Raw genomic sequence first — 19027 nt, 5'->3', positions numbered from 1 at the left:
GTTGTAGCTCCCTTTTTCATTTCGCAGTGCTATAATTTCTAATACCCATTTTCCGTATCGGTGAGCGTTGTAGCTCCCTTTTTCATTTCGCAGTGCTATAATACGCCTAATTGTTGACGGTCGAAGATTTGAGTTGTAGCTCCCTTTTTCATTTCGCAGTGCTATAATTTAAAAGTATCAATGCTTGCATCTACTTCGGTTGTAGCTCCCTTTTTCATTTCGCAGTGCTATAATAACAAGGCTTGAGATTGTAAATTATGATAAGTTGTAGCTCCCTTTTTCATTTCGCAGTGCTATAATAAATGCTCGCCGGGATTTTCTGTTAAGTGAGTTGTAGCTCCCTTTTTCATTTCGCAGTGCTATAATTAGAATGTTCTCATTTTTTAGATAACTACCGTTGTAGCTCCCTTTTTCATTTCGCAGTGCTATAATATTGTGTCAGCACACTGCCTAGCACGTTAAGTTGTAGCTCCCTTTTTCATTTCGCAGTGCTATAATCATATCACGCTCAGCTATCACAGTGATTAGGTTGTAGCTCCCTTTTTCATTTCGCAGTGCTATAATATAAAAGCCGAATTTGTTTACTTTTAAAAAGTTGTAGCTCCCTTTTTCATTTCGCAGTGCTATAATCCAAATTGTTAAAGAGCAAGTCAATCTGGGGTTGTAGCTCCCTTTTTCATTTCGCAGTGCTATAATTCGCCAAAGTTTAAGAAGCTCAAACACTAAGTTGTAGCTCCCTTTTTCATTTCGCAGTGCTATAATAGCTAAAACCTGATTTTATAATAGAGTTAGGTTGTAGCTCCCTTTTTCATTTCGCAGTGCTATAATAGGGACACCCAAAAGCCCCGTGCCGTAAGGTTTAGGGGCTTTTGTTTTGTCTAAAAAATGGCTAAAAAAGCAATAACTGATTTGAATTGACCTTTTTTTCTTGCGGTTTTTTCTCTCCCACTAAAATTTCCATACTCGCAAATTGTTTTTCTGTAATAGATAAACATCGAATTGATCCCTCTTCAGGTAAGTGTGCGACGAGTCTTTTATGATGTTTTTCTAACGCATCTCGCCCTTTAATAATTCGAGTGTAAATAGAAAGTTGCAACATTTGATAACCATCTTTAAGTAAAAATTGACGAAATTGGTTTGCAGCCCGCATTTTTGCTTTAGTGGTAACCGGTAAATCGAATAAAACGATCATACGCATAAATACCTCCTCACTCATATTGATATTCCTGCAATGTATCGATCTCTGGTAACTGCAATAATGTGGCATTTTTTTGAATAAGTGCAATTTGTAAAGAGGTAATGGTTTTATCAATAGCAGTCAAAACACTCACTTTTTCCTGGTTAAAGCGCAGTTGATGATGCAAGATTTTGATTAATTGCTGTTTTGATATAGGAGTAAGATTTGTGGTGAGTAATCCTTTTTCGAGCAAGTTCCATACCAGCAAATCAACAAGAGGGCGAAAAGGTTCAATAAAATCATCCGCTAAATTAAAGGCATTAAGTTCGCTATGATGAAATAAGCCTAATTGAGGTAGCCAACCATAAAGCACAAGGCTTCTAGCCACTGCTGAACGAACAACGGTATAAGCATAGTTCAGATGTATATTAATCGCATTATCTTCTTCTTTTCGTCTGAAATGAGAACCGAATAATCCAGAGAAATAAATGACCGCACTTTGTGCCTCAAGATTATCTTTATCACCTGATTTCACTAAATTAGCGAGCTGAAGTAACCGCTCTGATTTTTCTTGATGCTGACAGAGTGATAAGACTTTTGCTTGATTACGAATTTTTTGTTGCACAATACGTTGCCAAAGTTGTTTTTTCAGTGGCAAGCTCGTTTCAAGTTGTAATTTAAGGGTTTTTAATTGTCGATAATATTGATTAAAAGGGAGCCATTGACCACAAGGTAAAAATTGTTCATCACAACTTAATAAAGTGATTCCGTATAAACCGAATGCAGAGAGTAAAGGAAGGGTAATCACCGTTTCTCGGCTTTCCACAACTACAATAGCAATATCTTCTAAAGGAACAGTAAATTCGTTTCCTTCTTGCTGAATAAGCATTTGCTGCTGATGCAAAGAGAGTTTTCCTCCTTTGCTAATGAGAAGACTTCTCCATGTCATAATGTATCCTTACAAAAAAATCCCCATACGTAATACGTATGAGGATTAAGTTGAGATTAACGAACAGCTTGGCGTTTACTTCGCTTACATAAGTTAATGTTTTTTCCAAGTTCATCAATGTGATATTTTTCAATAAATGATTGATTTTTAAAGCTGAATCTAAATGAATTCTTTTCTTTTTTACTAAATCCATCGGGAATTATTGCATTGTCTTGCAATTTTAATATCCATCTAGGTTCATCGTCAGGGCGAATGAAATATGCAAATAAATACTCCGATTTGTTGTTTGGATCAGGTATTTTAATTAAGTCATTTTTAAACAGGCTAAACTGAAATATGTAATTATCATCTAAAAATAAACCAGTAGATGTTTCTTTAGATAAAATCCCTTTTGCGACTTGCCAAGCATAGATATTTACAGCATGATATTTTTTCTCTTTTTTAAATACATCAACTCTAACAATATCTCCATTGTCAGCAATTGTTTTACCATTATTTAATTCAACATATTTATTTTGGGTTTTATACAGCCTGATAGATTTTACTTCTGTCCCACCTTTTTTAAAGAATTTTTCTTTTGAATAGTCTCCGTATTTTGAAAAATGTTCTTTTAATGATTGATAAAGTTCAGGTTCTTTTTCTTTATTAACCATTCTTTCTAAATCTGTTAATTTTAAATTACTTAATCGTTCTTTTTTTATACTTTTTCCTTCACTTAATTTTTTTGGAGAACGCAAAGTTTCCTCATGTGCTTTACCTGTCATTTTGCGTATTGGCATTCGAGATACAAAAAGAGGTTGGACAAATTCATGATTGGCTTGTGGACGATCCGGCAAACTATTTTCTAGATCCAGTTTAGGATTATCACTAAAAATTCGGATTTCAACTTCTTGTTTGAAAAATTGCCATGGTGTAGGGAAGTGTAATGGAATAATTTCACCTGTTTCACGATCTATTCGTTCACCAGTGAATACATCACCTTCTTCAAAACGAACAAAACGTGTGATTTTTTGCTGCATAGCGACGGTTGAGCAAGCGACCACAACGGCATCTAAAGCGTGATGGCGATCATTGTCTTCACGTGATTTTGCTAATCCCCAACGGCTACGAAGTAATGCAGTAATTTGTCCGTTGGAAGCAAATACTTTACGTTTTCCTTCGCCTGTTAAGAGCATATTATCTGCAATAAAGTTACATAAGAAACGAGCAACGTAGCGCGTATCATTTAAGTTACGTTCAATAAAGCCCTTTTCATCAAGCTTTTGGCTTAGGATGCGTTGTTTTTTCGCATAAGGGAATGCAGTTGTTTCAACTAATGCTTTGAAAGCTCTCCAGCGTTCGCTGTTATGTTTACCATCAAGCCATTCAAAAGGGGTTAAATTGCCTTTGTTTTGATTTTCATTAGCAAGCACCAGTACTTTATTGTTGAAGCTATCATCCCAAGTGCGGGAAAACGGTAGGGCGTGATCGACTTCTACATAGCCTTTTTCTAATAAACGGTGCAATTCGATAGGTTTGCCGGAATATAAACATTTTGCATTTTGTTGTTTATAAAGTCGCATTTTTAAAATGTCTTTGGCTTTAGGTTCACCTGCAAAATGAGGGAAGTACTCTTTAAATTCCTTGATTGCGTTTTCACGCTGTTTACGATTTTCTTCCTGACGTTTTTCTAGTTCACGACGATCTTTGTAAGATTTGCCAACTTCTCGTCCCGTTTCAATATGAATACGAGCTGGCGAACCATATAATCTCACTACGCCATTAATCACTTTACGAGCCTGCGTGAGTGTTCTTAAAACCACAGGATTACGGATTTCATCAGCTGGAATTTGTGGTAAGAAGTGATGGTTTTCTTCTGTTTTTTTACCATAATGATCGCCATAAATTTCACGACAAGCCTCGTCATAGCGTAGCCCTTGTTGCATTAATGGCAGAAGTTTATATAAAGCTTTAAGAGATAATTGGATAAATTTATCAAAACTAAGATTTTCCAATAAGGCATTTAATACAGGTTGAGAGAGTTTGCCCGCTAAGTAAGCACTGATATCTTCATCAGTTTTATATAATGAAAATGCCGTACCAATTTCATCTAATAATGTTGGATTTGCCTTTAATTCTGCCCATTCAGCTTTTAGGTTATTACCTTCTAATACCTTGCGAATTTGGTGATAGGCTTTCATTTCCATCAGAGTTGTTTTAGTTTCAATGGCTTTTTTATCTTCACCGGAATAACGGAGACCTTTAAAGATTGCATCATCAGATAAATTTAATATTGAACGCACTTGTGCATAAGTTAATTTGGCTTTTTCATAAGGTTGCTCGATTAACATTAAACGTTCATTATCACTTAAAGCACGCTCTAAGCCATTTTCTTGAATACGCAAATTATTTAATTTTGTTATCCAAACAAAGCGTTCTGCAGTATAGGTATTTTTAGCCGCCTTATATTCATCTTCAAAAGTACATTTACCGAGCATTTTTAAAATGTCTTCACCAGATAAGGTAGGCTTTTGCCACATTAAAAGTGCGGTTAAATTTTCTAATAATTTTTCTGAAGCGAATGGATTACCAAAGTGTTGTTGACGAGAGAAAAGAAGTTCCATTTCGGCGAGTAAGTCTAGTCGGCTAAATGTGTGAGTATAGGCGCCTTGCTGGTTACGGATATGACCTTCTTCGACCTCAAATTTTTTTACAGCAAGTTCCGCAGGCGTGCGATATGTAGCTTGTTGCAGTAATTCATGGTTACTGGCTACACCGCTTAATAACGCGCCTAGCTCTTTATTTTCGCTTTTACTTTCATTTTTACGCTGAGATAAATAACCACGGTGCTTAATTAAATGTAATAATACTGCAGCCCATTCTTGGCGTTCTAGTTTTCGATCTAGACCTTCTACACGTAGCTGCCAAACTTGATGAGGAAGACGTTCATCAGTGGATAATAGGATATTTTCTGATTTTAGAAGTCGTTTTGCTTTTTTCAGGCGAGTAACACGACGTTGAGTTAATCGACGAGCGGAGCGGGCTAAACGGCGAGAAAGTGCGAGGCTTTCACCTGTTTTGGGTACTTCTGCTCGTTCGAAAGTACGTACACCAACATCAATTAAACGTAGAGGATTCTCTTTTTTATCAATTTCAACTACAGCCCAGCCAACAGAGGCGATACCAAGGTCGAGGCCAAGGATATAATGTAAGTTTTTATTTTCCATAAGGTTGGTTCCTTTTTATTAGTTTTTTTGTTTAAATTTTAACAGATTTTTGTATAAAAAATATATTGACGATAAAAAAATAAATAGATAGAATTCACCTCGTTGTAATGGCACTGCGAAATGAAAAACGTTGTTACAATAAGAGAAAAGATTTCTCGCAAAGCTCTGTCCCTTGAAATGTAAGTTTCAAGGGACATCTTTTTTCTACTTATTTAGAAAATAAAGATGTGAGAGTAGGTTAACAAAAACAAAAAAACGCTTAATAAAATTATTAAGCGTTTTTTTATTGACGAAAATTTATAAAATTTTGACCGCACTTTATAGGAAATTATTTAGCTTGTTTCTTCGCTTTTTTCCATTTCCAAAATAGGAATAGGACTAAAATACCGATTAGGATATAAATAACAAGTTGGCCTTTTTTAATTTGCTCGTGTAACCAATCTAGGTTTTTCGCACCAAATTCACCAAGGTAAACCCAAATTGGTACAGAAATAATAGCCGCACAGAAATCAATTAATACAAAGCGTGTGTAACTGACGCGGCGGGTAATACCTGAAACCATATAAATTGGTGCGCGTAATCCTGGAAGAAAACGAGCCACAAATAAAACACGGTTGCCGTATTGGGCAAATTTTTCACGCACCATTTTGAGGCGTTCTAATGTGACGATTTTACGCATTGGGCGGAAACGTAAAATACGCGTTCCGTAAATGCGACCAAGCCAGTACATGGTTGAATCGCCAGCAAGTACGCCAATCATACTCACGACTAACATTAAGTGGGAATTGACGCTTTCAGGATAGAGGCCAGCGATTACACCGCCGGATACAAGTGTGATATCTTCTGGAATAGGTACACCAAAACCACAAATAATCAGAACAAATAGCACCGCCCAATAACCGTAATCGGTAAAAAAGCTGATAAGAAATTCCATTTGAAACCCACTTACAATCAGTTAGTTAAAATTAATTAAAAATTGGGATTTATTTTAATCGCTTTGCCTTGAAAAGCCTAGAAAAAATTTGCTGTGTAAATTTGCATTGTGGGGCTGAATATTTTATAATCCGTCGCTCTCAAAGTTTGTCTTTGAGCAAATTTAGGAAAATTGCTGGGTCGCCTGCAATTTTTTATTTTAAACTTTTAATCAAGAGAACATTAAAATGGCATTTAAATTTAACGCTGAAGTTCGTCAAGCGCAAGGTAAGGGTGCGAGCCGCCGCCTGCGTCACAACGGTCAAATCCCTGCAATCATTTATGGTGGCAGCGAAGCACCTGTTTCAATCATCTTAAATCACGATGAATTAAACAACGCACAAGCTCACGATTCTTTCTATAGCGATGTAATCACTTTAGTGGTTGAAGGTAAAGAAGTTGCAGTGAAAGTTCAAGCAATGCAACGTCACCCATTCAAACCAAAATTGGTTCACATTGACTTCAAAAGAGCATAATCCAGTATTTACGCTATCTAAAGTCAATTTTAATTCCGAAATATTTTCTCATTTTTAGGTTTTAAAGTTTAATAAAATCAATGAGTTTCAAAAACGTTTCGGAACGTGATTTGTGACAAAAAAAGGCCCTTCATTTGAAGAGCCTTTTTTATTTGGTTGGATTGAGTGGTTTTTCTTTTCTAATGTAATGTTGAGTGGTACGTGCAGAAGTATGGCCAAGTTGTTTTCTTGCTCGTTCATCATCAATCATTAATGAAAGGTCTGTTGCTGCTTTCGCGCGAAGATCTCTCAATTGTACTTGATTAATCTCTTCGGCTAGCTCTTTATATTTTCTTGATGCCGCATTACGTGTATCTTTGAAATAATCTGTAAGTGATCTCCGCTCGAGTTTTCGGCCCCATTTATTCGTAAACAGAAACTGATTTTCGTCAGTGATCCGCTTTTCGATAATCTCTTTTAGTTTACCTATAACTTTAATCGCAACACGTTTACCTGTTTTTTGCTGTGTAATATGCAGTAAATCATTGTAGATGTGTGAACTATGGATTTTCACCACGTCTATTGGACGTTGTCCGGTTAAATACATCACATCCATAATATCCTTCATATCCCCTGTTGCGCAGTCGTAGATTTTATCTAGAATATAATCTTCAATGTACACATCACGATAATTCACTTTGAATTTTTTAACTCCTGTAGATGGACTAACCTTTTCAGTGTACCCCCATTCTCTCGCCATGCTCCAAATGTGACCAAATAACCCAACTTCTATATTTGCGGTTGGTTTAACGTCTTTTCTCCAATCTAAATATTCACGAATGTGTATAGGCTCTATTTCATCAAGGGTAAATGGTGGATCTTGGAAGTATTGGCGCAATTTCTTTATAGCCTGAATGTTTGAGTTTCGAGTATTCTTCGCTTTTTTAAGCGGCACAACTTCTTTTTCGTATCGTTCAAGCACTTCAATAAACAGAATATTGTCTTTCTTCGTGAGATACTGCATATTCAGCTTTGCAGCTTCCAGAATAGCAATATGCTTATCTTTTCCTAAAGCAACTTCTTTTTTATAGGCCATCGTGTAGTAGTAATAAACTACGATTGAGCCGTCCGCTCTTTTGCGATTTCGACACACCAAACCTTGTGGCAATCCTTGATTAATTCTTTTTCTTGGACGCGCCATAATATTCCCCTTACTAACTTAATACTGCAGACCGCCTTCTTTCCTTTGTTTGGGTAATCTGCTGCACTTTTTCACCTTTCAAAACCTTGTCGCCATCAGATCGTAACACAAGCGGAAACTTTCTATTTCCTTTTGGATGAAGAAAAGGAATTCCAAACTCATTCAAGCTTTTCATCTGATATTTAGGACAAACATATCCAGTTATTAACGCTAATAATTCTGGACTGCAGTATTCATCAAAAAATTCTCTTCCCATATACTCTCCAATAAAAACCGCACATAAAAAGTGCGGTCAGATTTTTTTTGAATGCTACCCCACAAGATAAGGCATAGGGCATTACCAGCCATGTAACTCTTTTATTATCTGTCATCTTGCATATCTCCATTTATCTTTTGGCATTGTGTCTGTAATGTCAGCCTTAGCCCATTTTAAAAACTTGGTTATGCTGATTTTTGGATAATTGCGCCCGTTTCTCACTGATGGGCTATCATATTGCAAACCATCAACAAACCCCTCTTTATTGTCATAAATAAGCCCCATCCACAGTATTTGTCTATCCCCTAATAATGGTGGAAAACCATGTTCTTTAGGACTTTTCGCGGAGTAAACATGTCCAACCCGTAAGTCATTTTTTGTTAGTTCAGTCATATTTCTTACACCTCAACTACATTATCAATTTCCGTAATAGTGCGTGGAAATTTATTAACATCACACACATTTCTAACACTTGTTCATTGCTTTCAGCTTCAATAACCGCTCACTTATAACTCCTGTTAGATTGTTAAATATTAATTCACCACGGCTTGCAAATATCAGGCACTTCAATAACCATTATTTGCTCTGGTTTTATTCTTTTGTACTTAATCCAATATTTGACGATTTCCAATGCCTCTCCCTCGCTGACGGTTTCCCTGGTCTCTCTTACCATTCCCCACTCATGTCCGAATTGGCATTCAATGACAACGTATCTTTTGCCATTTGATACTTGTACGTCCTGTCTAAACATCTTTTACTCCACGAGAGATAAGCCAAATTTTAATTCTGAAGTAAAACTCACTTTCTTTCATTCTATCTTCATCTAGTTTCTGTAGTTTTCTCCCTATTAAAATAAAGTAAAAAGATATTAGAACGGTCATAATCAACCGATATAATGCATCATCTATCATTTTTACTCCCCAAAAGTGCGGTCGCTTTTTACTTAGCGGTCATAACATCAACAACTGGTAATACATTCACCGCACCGCCAGATTGGATTGAGTGAATAATTCGTTCAGGTGTTTCTTTCACAAAGATAGTGCCATCTTCAAATTGAATAGCTGTGTCATTTTCATCTTTAGTGATAGTTTGAATTTGTTCTACATTGATAAAAATATCTGATTCATCTGTATTAGTTAGTTTGATAAATTTAGCCATGTGGTTCTCCTACATTTGTGCAACTCGATTTAATCGGGCCATTGTTTGTTGGTGGATATAAATTTGAGTTTCAAATTCACGAAGTGCGGTCAATTTTGGAATTAATTTTTCGTCATTGATTAATGCGTGATAGCCATCAATCAGACTTTGAATTCGTTTTTTACCGATACCTTTGCAGTGTTGATATTTCTCTAATCCAACTAATCGCATATCGGCAAAATCATTACAGCCATTTTTACGAAGGATCGTCCAAGTTGCTTTATCTGTGTAAGCTGTTGGATCTATTTCGCGTAATGCGGCCATTCCTTCTTCACGCAATGCTTTAATCTCAAATGGGGTTTTAAGCGTTGTTTCCACTTTCTTCCAGGTTAAAAGTTTCTTGATGTAATCATCTGTAAACTCTTTTTTTTCTGGTGATGCAATAAGGAAAGGGGAGAGTACGTGCTCTTCGTTTACATCGTTTAAAATGGCATTGATATTGTCATTGACGTAATCAGTCATTTCAGGTGCGGTGAATGCAAATTGGTTAGCAAGAGATTGATATTCAAATTTTATATAACCTCTTCCAAGTTGATCACGGCAAATAACACCGAAAACAAACGACCATGGTCGAGATTTGTTATACATCAGTTCGAAATCTTGTTCAGTGGCCGTTGTTCTGTCTTGTGGAATATTATTTTTTATCCATTCTGTGCCGTCGTTTCCTAATCCAATAACTGAAAGCACAAGAGAGTTGCGACATATTCTGTCGCTCTGCCGTTTAATGTTGGCATTTTTATCGTGCTTTTTACGCGGTTTCTTACTTGTCGCCATAGTTTAAAATCTCAGTTAAGTGTTTAAATTGGGCAAGGTATGCTGATTCGGCTTCATGCGGTTGCCAAAAAACAATTGCGATATTTGCCGGATATACACCTTCCAATTGTGGCCACTCTACAGATGCTGGTGGAAGTAACTGTTCTTTTTCCGTTGCAAGCATCGATAAATCCATGGATTTAATTGCTGGCAATTTTTTATACTCAACATTAAAACGCTGGTGGATTGCTAAATTAAAGCGATCTTCAATATTGCGATAAGGCTCACTTAGCAAATGTTTGAGTGGAGTAGGAATATCTTTCAAGTAGGCTTCTGCCGCATCGTGCAGTAGGAAAAGAAATGCAAGCTCAGGCAATCCCATTTCTTCAAAAATGTAGCTACCAAGTACACAATGCTGAGCTACGCTATAAGGTTCAGCAGTTTGACCAATAAAGCGGTTTTCAAAGCTAAGGTTATGCGCAATATCACGAATATCAATTTCGTTAGGATCCGGTTTGATGTAGTCAATGGTATGGCCATAATAGGTATTAATGCGGTACATAGATTTTTCTCGTTTTAAGTTTCACTTCTTCTTGGTGCATTTTTTGACACCATTCCGCACGGCTTATGCACCAGTGCTTATTTATCTCTTTCCCGGTTAGCTTTGATGCTTTTTTCCAAAGCACATAAGCGGATTGATAATTTTTCTTACGCTCTTCCTTAGCGGCAAGTTCGCTGTTGGTTTTAAAAGGTAGTTTCATTTCTATTCCTTATTAATTTCAGCTTGTTTAATAGATACGTAAGCACGAGCCTGTTTTTCGCCTTCTTCGGTTAAATTCTTTTGATATTCTCCATGTTCAGCAATCCACTGCACTCTTGCTTGTTCACGCTCTAATGCGGTCGGCTTGCTTGCAAAACAATAGGAGATTCCGCCAACCAGGAAGGCGACAAACATCGCACAAGCAATCTTTGTTAAAGGGCGTGTAATTTCTGCGAATACATCAGTAAATTTTTCCATTTTTGTTTCCTTTTTAATCAATTTAGTGAATTTAGGGTGTAGCAATCCGCCACACGGATTTCTTGAGGAAAAGTGCGGTCGGATTTTGTTGTGTTTTAGAAGTCGATTTTGACTGCTTTTGGATTAAAGTCTCGCAAGTGTTTTAATACACGCCAGTTTGTCATTGGGTCGATGTTAAAATCACTTGTGATGCGGTTTAAGATTTGATTGGTAGAACGTAGCACGCTTAAATATTCGTAAGCCTGTCCGTAGATTTGCCCGCTCATGTTCGAGCCTAAAACATTAAAGGCTCTCTCAATATGTTGGAATGTGCCTACGCCACGTTTGAAAGCGAACCACAACCAAGCAAGCTCTTGAAGTTCATACTCGGTAAATTCAAAGGTGAATTTCTTTTCAGGTTCAGGAAGTGCAAGTTGTTGTGGTTGGTTGCGGTGCATTGCCAAGAATGCACGGAGCACCACTAAATGAAACTGTGGGCTGATCCACATGGCATAGGCAATGACAAGCTCCTCGCAAGCGTAGGTTCCACCGTTGGTGCCACGAATAATTTTTAAAGCGTGTTGGTTGTCTTTTTCGATTTCGGCGATCAGTGCTTTTGTGGTGTCAAGTCTGATAAATTGATTTGGTCTATGTTTATCTTTTCCGCCACTGGCAATATGTAGATCGTTTAATGCGTAAAGATTTTCAAAAGTGCGGATGGATTGGGTTAAGATTTGTAAGTTTGACATTTTTATGCCCCTAGAAGTTTTGTTTGTCATTCGATCACTTTTGTAGGGTGATCGGGCTTCAACAACCGCTTCTAGACGGCGGAACTTATTCCCTTTCGGTATTGTATTAGGTTCTCTCGACCCGATCATTGAAAGGTACAGAACTGTACCTTTTCTAAATGCGCAGATCTGCGCATTTAAATTTTAGGCATAAAAAAACCGCTATGCTATCGGGTGCGGAAACCGCTAGAAGAAATTGTTGTGCGGTTATCTTATCCGTTGATGGCGGTTTTTGTCAAATTAAATTGTAAAAGTTTTCATAATGGCTTGTTTGTAGCCTTCAACAGCATAAGCAAAGCGATCATTATCGTCTAGATTAACGGTAACCTTAAATAATCCATCATCAAAATCTATAAAGCGCAAGATGAGGATATTTTGTTTTAATGTAAATTCAATACGAATAAATACGCTTTGTTTGGGATAGGTATTCGGTGATCTTTCAAGGGTGAGGGAAATACCAGCTTCGGCTATTGGGTAGCCTTGTTCATCAAACGTTATTGGTAATTCCATTACATGAATGTGTTGATGTTCGTCACTGTCTAATTCCAGCAATTTGACATAAGGCACGGTAGTGGAAACTTCGTTAATCGTTGCGTTGTAATATTTATCACTTAGTCCTAAGTTTTGGCTTATTGCTTGGCAAAATTCGCTGATAAGTTGACGCAAATTATTACGGCGTTTATTGAGTTCGTCATTATACTTTTGTTGTTGGTCGCAGAGTTGTTGGTAGGTTATCATGGTGTTCTCCTGTGAATTTGGGGTACAAAAAAAGCCACTTAATTGTAGTTACCGACTTTCTGTTGAAAGTAAAATTTGTTTAAAAATCAAATGTTATATTAACTAATATAAACTGGATATACTATATAATTTGTCCCGAGCTTGGTATGTACATTACCTTTATTTACATAAATTTCATGAGCAACATCGTTTTCAGATAAAATTACATACCTATTAATTGTACGTTTTTCAATATATCGTTTTAGTGCTTCTTCATCCTTAAAAATTACATCCTCTGAAATTTCTATAAAATCTGTTAGTAAGTCGAAGCTATTAAAGCATACAAATAACCTGTTTCTTTTCATTTTAACTCCTTTTTTAATAAATTATATATTTTGTTTTTTGGCATATTGAACAAAGTGTAAAACTAGTGATGTTTCTACTTGAAAGCGGCTTTAGCTGGTGGCTCTATCGAATATTCCACCTATAAAACCATCTCAATCTTTCGATTTAAGGGCTCAATCTTTCGATTTAAGGGGCTTTTTCTTATTAAGAATTGACAAGAACCATTAAGTTGCCTTTCTTTATGCTTGTAAGGCTCAAGCCCTTATTGTCACCACAACACATAAGGAATATAATTTTCACAACCACAACACAAAATAAGGAGAAAATTGTGAAAAAAATTGAAGCTGACGCAGTAGCTATTGCAATAGCTAGAGATATATTAAGAACTAACTCTTCTCAATATTTGAGAGATATCAATGAGTACACAGCAGAGGATATTGCTAAGTTTATTTCTAGACTATCTACAGAGCTACAAACATCTATGGATGGAAATCTTACTAGCGACGATGTATTTATTGCCCATAAAGGTCAATAAATGTAAAAGCTCGACACAATGCTTTAGCAATGTTGTCTGGCGGCAGATTTGTATTTTTAGCCGCACTTTCTAATACAGCCTGTTTGATTAGTCTTTTATCTTTATCAGATAGGCTTTTTTCTTGTTTTTCTTCCATATTTGAACCTCTTTTGTTGATTAACATTTCAAAGCGAACTTACTAAATTCTGATCTAGCTATCCTTAAATTGATAATCTGCAGTTTACCCAGACCTTTGATGGAACATTTAATAAATTCGCTTTGAAGTGGTGCCTCGGGAGAGATTCGAACTCAACTATCCTCCGGTTATGAGCCGGTCGCTTTTACCTATTAAGCTACCGAGGCAGTTTACCGTCTCTCCGATATGTCACGTTTCTTACGTCACGTTGACGTGCATAGTTTGTTTCATGCCGCCTTGTTAGCCTCCCTCCTGGGAGCGCATTACTGTCAGTCTCACTACGAGTCATCGGCTTGTCTAACATTGCAATAAAAGACTCTGTTCGGTTACTTACGTTTAGCTATTCCCACCCATTGGCTTTGTTTGCATTTCCGTAAGCATTCACACCGCAATGTAAGGTTTTCTCCATCCATTCATCGCTATTTGCGATCCGTCGGGATTGGCGTGTTATCGCAACAAGACCATAAGTCACTTACTCCTAACTACTTATCGCTAATTAATCGGTGAGCTTTGTCATTCTCACTACCGTCTTAATTGCGCTTAAGTGTTGGTCGATGTGTTTTTAATCGTATTGTTAAAGAGCGTTGCCTTTCGGCTTGGTTGTAAAACCTTTATTCAAGCCCTCACCACAAGGGCTTAGTAAAGATTCTTATTGTTTTGTTAGTTGTTCCGCTTTTACTGGGAACCAGTAACAATCTTTGTTTAAGTAAACAAATCGTCCGCCTGAAATATCCTCTTTCTTTTCAAACCCAATAATTTCGAATGGACCAAACTTGATTCCAAAGTCGTTTTTATAAATAACTCGGTCGCCGACTTTTAAATCGCACTCAATCGGTGAGGTTGAGTTAATTTGTTTTTTCAGATCTTGAAGAGTTATTATCATTTAGGGTCCTTGGTTGTTTTTGTGTATCTCGTTTTGACGTGGATTATTCTACTTAAAGTAGATTTAATTGCAACTAAAAATTGCATTGATAGTAGCAAAATAATCTACTTTTAGTAGCATTTAATTGATTTTTAAAGAAAAGAATTTTGTTTGTTTGCTTGTTTTTTGAGCAAAAAGAGGGCGAAACAGGGCTGCACTTTGAAAAAGTGCGGTAGAAAAGTGCGGTGTTTTAGGTCTATTTAGATCTAAATCAGATCTATATAGATTTACATGAGGGGAGTTTGGTGGTAGATGAGTAAAAGAAAACCGCCTCGAGGGCGGTCATAAGATAAGATTATCACTGTAAATAACAATTTCAGTCGCTTTCATCTTTTTATTAGCTGAGTAATTCAGCGAGTATTCACTTTGGCGGTATTGGTGGTAAATTTCTCTAATGTTTGGGTGATTATCATAAGAGACAACCCAATGCATTTTTACCTTGGCCAACTTTTCTTGAATAGCAACGTGGTTCTTATGTTGGTAATAGTTACGATAAAGCCCTTGCCCTTTTTCATAGTATGGTGGATCGAGATAAATTAGTGAGTTAGCAGGAATGTTATCATCAAGCGTAGAAAGCCATTCCTCAGTATCAAAATTGGTAACATGAATATGCTTGGCCACACTACCAATTCTTTCTATTCGCTGAATTAAATCCGCTTTATTAAAACGGCAATCTAGTTTGTAATTGCCAGTTTGATTTAGTCCACCAATAACACCAGCTTTCAGAATACCCGAACGGTTGGTACGATTAAGAAAGAATGCTGCAAAACCATACTCTAAAGGAGAGATATTTTCTTTCTCTTTGAGTATGTTTTTTTGTTTGTGCCACTCTTCAATAGTTACTTTCGTATCATTAGTTAAGCGAATGAAATCTTCCGTTTGTTCAGTGATGGATTTCCAGAAATGATAGATGGCCAAATCTAAATCATTGATATGAATATCGCTGCAGTAACCACTAAAAAGCAAATCAAGAGCGACACCAGCCCCACCTGCATAGGGTTCTATGTAGTGCCCATGAAGATTATTTTTTTCAATAATCTGTTTAATTACTGGGGCAAATTTAGCTTTGCCACCAGGATAACGTAGGGGAGTATTTTTCATTCGTTTTCCTCGGTTTGGAGGTATTATAGCGAATTTTTTAGATGCTGGTCATAATTCTTTTATTATTTGAACCAGCAGTTAGGATCAATTTTATGTGCTAATGCAACGTTTTTAAAAGCTCCATATAATGCATGATAAAAACCATGTAACATTGTTAAGTTTTCTTTTTGGTTTAACCAATCCTTTAAAATTATACGAAATAAAAATCTATGTTTGTTAAATAAATTTTTTGCTTTTTCTCGATCTCTTTTATTGAGTAATTTATCTATTTCAGGGAGAAGCTCCTTTCTAGCAAGAGATATGTTATATCCATTGGAAATTAAAATAGACTGGCGCCAGAACGTTTTATTATCCAATAATTTTTTAAAATGAGTAAATGCAATGATTTCAGGATTATCTTTGCCTGGCAATGTAAGGATATTTTTCTTATAGTTATGAGAGTCATCGCCATCTAAAATGCATATTGCTTGAAGTGTTCTGCTTAAGCTCTCATTCGTAAAAATATCTTTCAGGTTATTCTTGCCGAGATTTATATCAATAAGGTCAAATATGCTTATTATTTCAGAAAAATTGTCTCTTGTTGAATAAAAATCAAAAATTAGTCTAAGAAATTCTCTTGCCTCTTTATCTTCAGTCATTAGAGGTATTTTGTTATTTTCGTATAAGCTCGCTTGGGTTTTCTTTTCTAGAAATAATTTAATTTTCCGAATATCTGGTTTTTCCATCGGATATACAGAATCTATCTCATCAATTAAATATGTAATGTTGCTATTATTCTTTATAGCTAGTTCCAACAAAGATAAACTATGTGTAGTAAAAAAAACCTGAACATCATATTCTTGTGATATTTCTTTTAAAAGGTAAAAAATTTCATATTGTAATGAAGGGTGAAGTGTTGCATCTAATTCATCAATAAGAAGAATGCTATGCATTCCTTCTGTAGTTTTATAGTAATGTTTTAATGAGTAAATAGCAGTCAGCAAGATAAGAAGATTATCTTCTCCAGCAGATACAGTATTCGAGTCTATACCTTCTCTATTTGTTTCAAAAGAATATCTAGATTTGAGATTTTTAATCTCGTTAGAAGTAATGCTTTTAATTAATATGCCGGTTAATTCGTAGTATTTATTAATAATGTCTTGCTCATATTCTTCAGAGATAATAACTGTGTTTGACAGTTCTTCAGTATCAGAAATTTCTCCAACTGGAACCAATCTAGATAGGCCTAGATAGATAATCATAAGCTCTGGCAGTGATTCTCCACCACCCTCAGGATAATATGGCTTTAATGAGTATCTTGGTGGTGGGTATTTGTGCTTTCTGAATTCTAATGTTTGATCTTCATCAAAGTATTTGACTGTTAAAAGCCCTCCAGTAAATCCAGGAGGGACTGGGGAGTTTTCTTTTTTGTCCCCTTTAGTTAAAGAATAAACTTTAGGATTTACTTTATGGTTTAGTTGGTTAATAGCATTCAATAAATCATCTTTAATAAATGGGTGATTTGAGTCCACTTTTTGAAAGGAATTACTTACAATATGAAGAATAGAGCTTTTGCAAGTTCCATTTTCTCCGGAGATAACATTAATTTTTTTTGAAAAATTTAAGGTAAAATTTTGTAGTTTTCTATAATGTTTAAATGTAATTTCTTTAATCATATGAATTTACTTATTTCTATTAAAGCTAGAATTTATTGTCTTACAAATAACTCCTATGCTCCACCACTACAACAACACCGAGTACCAAAACACCTTGCCAATCACGGAAACATCATCAAGACCGGCTATTTCGTCGTCGTACTCGTCTGTGTTATAGCTACGGATTTTTATTTGATTGTTTGGCATATTGTAGAGCAGTTTGATCCGCAATAGCCCGCCGTGATTAATGGCGTAAATGCTGCCATCGCGAATAGTCTTATTGCCGGTATCAATGCCAACGGTCGCGCCGTTTGGAATCACCGGTTCCATTGAATTACCGTCTGCTACCACGCATACCGCATTTTCATACTGCACGCCTTGCCGTCTTAATGTGGCGCGAGAAAAGCGCAGTTTGAAGTTGTTGTAATCCATAATGTCATCAGCAAAACCATTTCCGGCGGCTAAACGGATTTCTTGGAAAAGCGGAACTTCTACTTCGTCATCGTTTAATGGCGTATTGCGATCCCACAGATCAAATGAGCCTGTTTCGGCTACGTTTGATTCAATCTGTTTAGTTTCTTCCTGCTGACCCTCGCCAAATTGTAGCCAGCTAGGCTTGACATTAAAGTATTCGGCTATTTTTTCTAACTTTTCTTTTCTTGGTTCGGCAGTTCCGAGTATATATCTGCGAGCCATTTCATAGCTAACCCCTGCAACTCTACTTAATTCTGTTATTGTCGCTTTTGGATTTTCGCTCATCAATTTACTTAGTCGATCAGACAAGTTCATAAGCAGCCCTCCAATATTATTCCTACTAACGGTAGATCATACCTAATAAAAAATAGTTGCCTCAAGTCTATTTTAAGTAGTAATATATCTACTTAAAGTAGTTTTAAATAGGATAATCAGTTATGACCCCACTACAAAAAGTATTTTCTATTGTTGGCGGAAAGTCAGCATTAGCTAAACATTTCGGGATATTACCTTGGGCGGTTGCTAAATGGGAGAAAACACAAGTCCCTGCGGAGCGTTGCCCTGACATTGAAAATTTAACTAATAAACAGGTTACTTGCGAGGAATTAAGACCTGATGTGAATTGGTCAGTCCTACGCAACCAGCAAGATTAATTTACTCATATTGGCGCAAAAGAAAACCATAAAAACGAGGGAAAAATTATGGCGATGAAGAAAGTCATTATGGAAATGATTGAGAAAGTACCAGGTGGCAAAAGTGCGGTAGCTGGATTCTTAGGATTTACTGAAAGTGAATTAAATAATCGTCTATATCAAACAAAGGGCCAACGGTTCAAAAATGAAGAGTTAATCGCTATTCAGCTTGAATATGGTTGCACACAATTTATTGAAGAATTATGCCGTGCCGCTGGTGGACGTTTTGTACCAGATACCTGTGCAGATGATTTAGATGCAGTAGAAATGGCAAATATTCAATTACATGAGTTATCAGCTCGTGGATTGCTATTTGAAGCATTAGAAAGAGCACTTGCTGATGGTGAGATTACCAGTTGTGAAGAAGATTTGATCCGCAAGTTATTAAATAAACATTTAGCTGCAACACAACATTCTATTGAGTGTGTGATTTCACTTAATAAACGGCAATAAAAAACCACGGCGGCCACCGTGGTTAATT

General features: G+C 36.4%; 25 protein-coding genes, 1 tRNA gene and 1 CRISPR repeat array. Of the genes, 4 read left to right on the top strand and 22 right to left on the bottom strand.

Annotated elements, in window-relative coordinates; all coding sequences use genetic code 11:
- Positions 1-828: direct repeats of the CRISPR family, unit length 36 nt; unit sequence GTTGTAGCTCCCTTTTTCATTTCGCAGTGCTATAAT.
- 61 nt (positions 829-889) lie between these two features.
- The 4 genes from cas2 to AC979_RS01740 form a co-directional block, all read right to left on the bottom strand.
- Positions 890-1216, bottom strand: a complete 327-nt coding sequence (gene cas2, locus AC979_RS01755) for a CRISPR-associated endonuclease Cas2 (RefSeq protein WP_049372628.1) — start codon at positions 1214-1216, stop codon at positions 890-892.
- Positions 1209-2126 carry a type II CRISPR-associated endonuclease Cas1 gene (gene cas1 / locus AC979_RS01750; protein ID WP_049372627.1) on the bottom strand — a complete coding sequence of 306 codons (918 nt, stop codon included), beginning with the start codon at positions 2124-2126 and terminating at the stop codon, positions 1209-1211. The genes cas2 and cas1 overlap by 8 nt, the downstream gene beginning before the upstream one ends.
- A 56-nt stretch (positions 2127-2182) precedes the next feature.
- Entirely contained in the window at positions 2183-5332 is a 3150-nt protein-coding gene (gene cas9, locus AC979_RS01745) for a type II CRISPR RNA-guided endonuclease Cas9 (protein ID WP_049372626.1), read from the bottom strand.
- Positions 5333-5660: 328 nt separating this feature from the next.
- The gene (locus tag AC979_RS01740; RefSeq protein WP_049372625.1) at positions 5661-6266 is read right to left on the bottom strand and encodes a DedA family protein; all 606 of its coding nucleotides are present in this window, start codon (positions 6264-6266) and stop codon (positions 5661-5663) included.
- A gap of 226 nt (positions 6267-6492) precedes the next feature.
- Between AC979_RS01740 and rplY the strand changes: the two genes are divergently transcribed.
- Complete coding sequence (gene rplY / locus AC979_RS01735) at positions 6493-6780, top strand: 50S ribosomal protein L25 (RefSeq protein ID WP_005698823.1); 288 nt, start codon at positions 6493-6495, stop codon at positions 6778-6780.
- Positions 6781-6928: 148 nt separating this feature from the next.
- Here rplY and AC979_RS01730 read toward each other — a convergent pair whose 3' ends face one another.
- From AC979_RS01730 to AC979_RS01680, 11 genes are all read right to left on the bottom strand, one after another.
- A complete protein-coding gene (locus AC979_RS01730) occupies positions 6929-7960 on the bottom strand; it encodes a tyrosine-type recombinase/integrase (protein ID WP_049372624.1) in 1032 nt (343 codons plus the stop codon).
- Between the two features lie 13 nt (positions 7961-7973).
- Complete coding sequence (locus tag AC979_RS01725; protein ID WP_049372623.1) at positions 7974-8216, bottom strand: hypothetical protein; 243 nt, start codon at positions 8214-8216, stop codon at positions 7974-7976.
- 111 nt (positions 8217-8327) lie between these two features.
- Complete coding sequence (locus AC979_RS01720; RefSeq protein ID WP_049372622.1) at positions 8328-8609, bottom strand: hypothetical protein; 282 nt, start codon at positions 8607-8609, stop codon at positions 8328-8330.
- Between the two features lie 350 nt (positions 8610-8959).
- A complete protein-coding gene (locus AC979_RS10430) occupies positions 8960-9127 on the bottom strand; it encodes a hypothetical protein (RefSeq protein WP_161797280.1) in 168 nt (55 codons plus the stop codon).
- Between the two features lie 28 nt (positions 9128-9155).
- Positions 9156-9374 (bottom strand): flagellar FlbD family protein, encoded by a 219-nt coding sequence (locus AC979_RS01710; RefSeq protein WP_049372620.1) that lies wholly within the window; start codon positions 9372-9374, stop codon positions 9156-9158.
- A 9-nt stretch (positions 9375-9383) separates the two neighbouring features.
- On the bottom strand, positions 9384-10187 hold the full coding sequence (locus AC979_RS01705) for a hypothetical protein (RefSeq protein ID WP_152670481.1): 804 nt from the start codon (positions 10185-10187) through the stop codon (positions 9384-9386).
- A complete protein-coding gene (locus AC979_RS01700) occupies positions 10174-10728 on the bottom strand; it encodes a hypothetical protein (RefSeq protein WP_049372618.1) in 555 nt (184 codons plus the stop codon). The genes AC979_RS01705 and AC979_RS01700 overlap by 14 nt, the downstream gene beginning before the upstream one ends.
- On the bottom strand, positions 10715-10927 hold the full coding sequence (locus AC979_RS01695) for an ANR family transcriptional regulator (RefSeq protein WP_049372617.1): 213 nt from the start codon (positions 10925-10927) through the stop codon (positions 10715-10717). Before AC979_RS01695 ends, AC979_RS01700 begins: the two co-directional genes overlap by 14 nt.
- A gap of 2 nt (positions 10928-10929) precedes the next feature.
- A complete protein-coding gene (locus AC979_RS01690) occupies positions 10930-11184 on the bottom strand; it encodes a hypothetical protein (RefSeq protein ID WP_049371101.1) in 255 nt (84 codons plus the stop codon).
- Positions 11185-11279: 95 nt separating this feature from the next.
- Positions 11280-11912 (bottom strand): P22AR C-terminal domain-containing protein, encoded by a 633-nt coding sequence (locus AC979_RS01685; RefSeq protein WP_049371099.1) that lies wholly within the window; start codon positions 11910-11912, stop codon positions 11280-11282.
- A gap of 279 nt (positions 11913-12191) precedes the next feature.
- A complete protein-coding gene (locus tag AC979_RS01680; RefSeq protein WP_049372616.1) occupies positions 12192-12689 on the bottom strand; it encodes a hypothetical protein in 498 nt (165 codons plus the stop codon).
- Positions 12690-13341: 652 nt separating this feature from the next.
- Here AC979_RS01680 and AC979_RS01670 point away from each other — a divergent pair.
- Positions 13342-13548, top strand: coding sequence for a hypothetical protein (locus tag AC979_RS01670; protein ID WP_049372614.1), 207 nt, complete (start codon positions 13342-13344; stop codon positions 13546-13548).
- Here AC979_RS01670 and AC979_RS10475 read toward each other — a convergent pair.
- The 7 genes from AC979_RS10475 to AC979_RS01640 form a co-directional block, all read right to left on the bottom strand.
- On the bottom strand, positions 13526-13684 hold the full coding sequence (locus tag AC979_RS10475) for a hypothetical protein (RefSeq protein WP_193387045.1): 159 nt from the start codon (positions 13682-13684) through the stop codon (positions 13526-13528). The genes AC979_RS01670 and AC979_RS10475 overlap by 23 nt on opposite strands.
- A 128-nt stretch (positions 13685-13812) precedes the next feature.
- Positions 13813-13890, bottom strand: a tRNA-Met gene (locus tag AC979_RS01660).
- A 173-nt stretch (positions 13891-14063) separates the two neighbouring features.
- The gene (locus AC979_RS10605; RefSeq protein WP_275042245.1) at positions 14064-14195 is read right to left on the bottom strand and encodes a hypothetical protein; all 132 of its coding nucleotides are present in this window, start codon (positions 14193-14195) and stop codon (positions 14064-14066) included.
- A gap of 177 nt (positions 14196-14372) precedes the next feature.
- Positions 14373-14606, bottom strand: coding sequence for a hypothetical protein (locus AC979_RS01655; RefSeq protein ID WP_049372612.1), 234 nt, complete (start codon positions 14604-14606; stop codon positions 14373-14375).
- Positions 14607-14927: 321 nt separating this feature from the next.
- Positions 14928-15746, bottom strand: a complete 819-nt coding sequence (locus AC979_RS01650; protein WP_049372611.1) for a DNA adenine methylase — start codon at positions 15744-15746, stop codon at positions 14928-14930.
- Positions 15747-15808: 62 nt separating this feature from the next.
- Positions 15809-17401 carry an ATP-dependent nuclease gene (locus AC979_RS01645; protein WP_049372610.1) on the bottom strand — a complete coding sequence of 531 codons (1593 nt, stop codon included), beginning with the start codon at positions 17399-17401 and terminating at the stop codon, positions 15809-15811.
- 66 nt (positions 17402-17467) lie between these two features.
- Positions 17468-18169, bottom strand: coding sequence for a LexA family transcriptional regulator (locus tag AC979_RS01640; RefSeq protein WP_049372609.1), 702 nt, complete (start codon positions 18167-18169; stop codon positions 17468-17470).
- 122 nt (positions 18170-18291) lie between these two features.
- On the opposite strand from AC979_RS01640, the gene AC979_RS01635 reads away from it, so the two are divergent.
- Both AC979_RS01635 and AC979_RS01630 read left to right on the top strand, forming a co-directional pair.
- The gene (locus AC979_RS01635; RefSeq protein WP_049372608.1) at positions 18292-18507 is read left to right on the top strand and encodes a transcriptional regulator; all 216 of its coding nucleotides are present in this window, start codon (positions 18292-18294) and stop codon (positions 18505-18507) included.
- A gap of 48 nt (positions 18508-18555) precedes the next feature.
- On the top strand, positions 18556-18999 hold the full coding sequence (locus AC979_RS01630; RefSeq protein WP_049372607.1) for a YmfL family putative regulatory protein: 444 nt from the start codon (positions 18556-18558) through the stop codon (positions 18997-18999).
- Positions 19000-19027 lie beyond the last annotated feature (28 nt).

Source organism: Parahaemophilus parainfluenzae, assembly GCF_001053575.1.
GTDB lineage: Bacteria > Pseudomonadota > Gammaproteobacteria > Enterobacterales > Pasteurellaceae > Haemophilus_D > Haemophilus_D parainfluenzae_S.
This window is presented reverse-complemented; position numbering and strand designations above follow the sequence as displayed.

Bases quoted from the DNA above. Each gene is read 5' to 3' on its own strand.
- AC979_RS01710 (WP_049372620.1), bottom strand. From the start codon at position 9,374: ATGGCTAAATTTATCAAACTAACTAATACAGATGAATCAGATATTTTT.
- AC979_RS10430 (WP_161797280.1), bottom strand. From the start codon at position 9,127: ATGATAGATGATGCATTATATCGGTTGATTATGACCGTTCTAATATCT.
- AC979_RS01655 (WP_049372612.1), bottom strand. From the start codon at position 14,606: ATGATAATAACTCTTCAAGATCTGAAAAAACAAATTAACTCAACCTCA.
- cas2 (WP_049372628.1), bottom strand. From the start codon at position 1,216: ATGAGTGAGGAGGTATTTATGCGTATGATCGTTTTATTCGATTTACCG.
- AC979_RS01650 (WP_049372611.1), bottom strand. From the start codon at position 15,746: ATGAAAAATACTCCCCTACGTTATCCTGGTGGCAAAGCTAAATTTGCC.
- AC979_RS10475 (WP_193387045.1), bottom strand. From the start codon at position 13,684: ATGGAAGAAAAACAAGAAAAAAGCCTATCTGATAAAGATAAAAGACTA.
- AC979_RS01740 (WP_049372625.1), bottom strand. From the start codon at position 6,266: ATGGAATTTCTTATCAGCTTTTTTACCGATTACGGTTATTGGGCGGTG.
- AC979_RS01730 (WP_049372624.1), bottom strand. From the start codon at position 7,960: ATGGCGCGTCCAAGAAAAAGAATTAATCAAGGATTGCCACAAGGTTTG.
- cas1 (WP_049372627.1), bottom strand. From the start codon at position 2,126: ATGACATGGAGAAGTCTTCTCATTAGCAAAGGAGGAAAACTCTCTTTG.
- AC979_RS01640 (WP_049372609.1), bottom strand. From the start codon at position 18,169: ATGAACTTGTCTGATCGACTAAGTAAATTGATGAGCGAAAATCCAAAA.
- AC979_RS01685 (WP_049371099.1), bottom strand. From the start codon at position 11,912: ATGTCAAACTTACAAATCTTAACCCAATCCATCCGCACTTTTGAAAAT.
- AC979_RS01705 (WP_152670481.1), bottom strand. From the start codon at position 10,187: ATGGCGACAAGTAAGAAACCGCGTAAAAAGCACGATAAAAATGCCAAC.
- AC979_RS01695 (WP_049372617.1), bottom strand. From the start codon at position 10,927: ATGAAACTACCTTTTAAAACCAACAGCGAACTTGCCGCTAAGGAAGAG.
- AC979_RS01690 (WP_049371101.1), bottom strand. From the start codon at position 11,184: ATGGAAAAATTTACTGATGTATTCGCAGAAATTACACGCCCTTTAACA.
- AC979_RS01645 (WP_049372610.1), bottom strand. From the start codon at position 17,401: ATGATTAAAGAAATTACATTTAAACATTATAGAAAACTACAAAATTTT.
- AC979_RS01720 (WP_049372622.1), bottom strand. From the start codon at position 8,609: ATGACTGAACTAACAAAAAATGACTTACGGGTTGGACATGTTTACTCC.
- AC979_RS01725 (WP_049372623.1), bottom strand. From the start codon at position 8,216: ATGGGAAGAGAATTTTTTGATGAATACTGCAGTCCAGAATTATTAGCG.
- AC979_RS01700 (WP_049372618.1), bottom strand. From the start codon at position 10,728: ATGTACCGCATTAATACCTATTATGGCCATACCATTGACTACATCAAA.
- cas9 (WP_049372626.1), bottom strand. From the start codon at position 5,332: ATGGAAAATAAAAACTTACATTATATCCTTGGCCTCGACCTTGGTATC.
- rplY (WP_005698823.1), top strand. From the start codon at position 6,493: ATGGCATTTAAATTTAACGCTGAAGTTCGTCAAGCGCAAGGTAAGGGT.
- AC979_RS01635 (WP_049372608.1), top strand. From the start codon at position 18,292: ATGACCCCACTACAAAAAGTATTTTCTATTGTTGGCGGAAAGTCAGCA.
- AC979_RS01630 (WP_049372607.1), top strand. From the start codon at position 18,556: ATGGCGATGAAGAAAGTCATTATGGAAATGATTGAGAAAGTACCAGGT.
- AC979_RS01680 (WP_049372616.1), bottom strand. From the start codon at position 12,689: ATGATAACCTACCAACAACTCTGCGACCAACAACAAAAGTATAATGAC.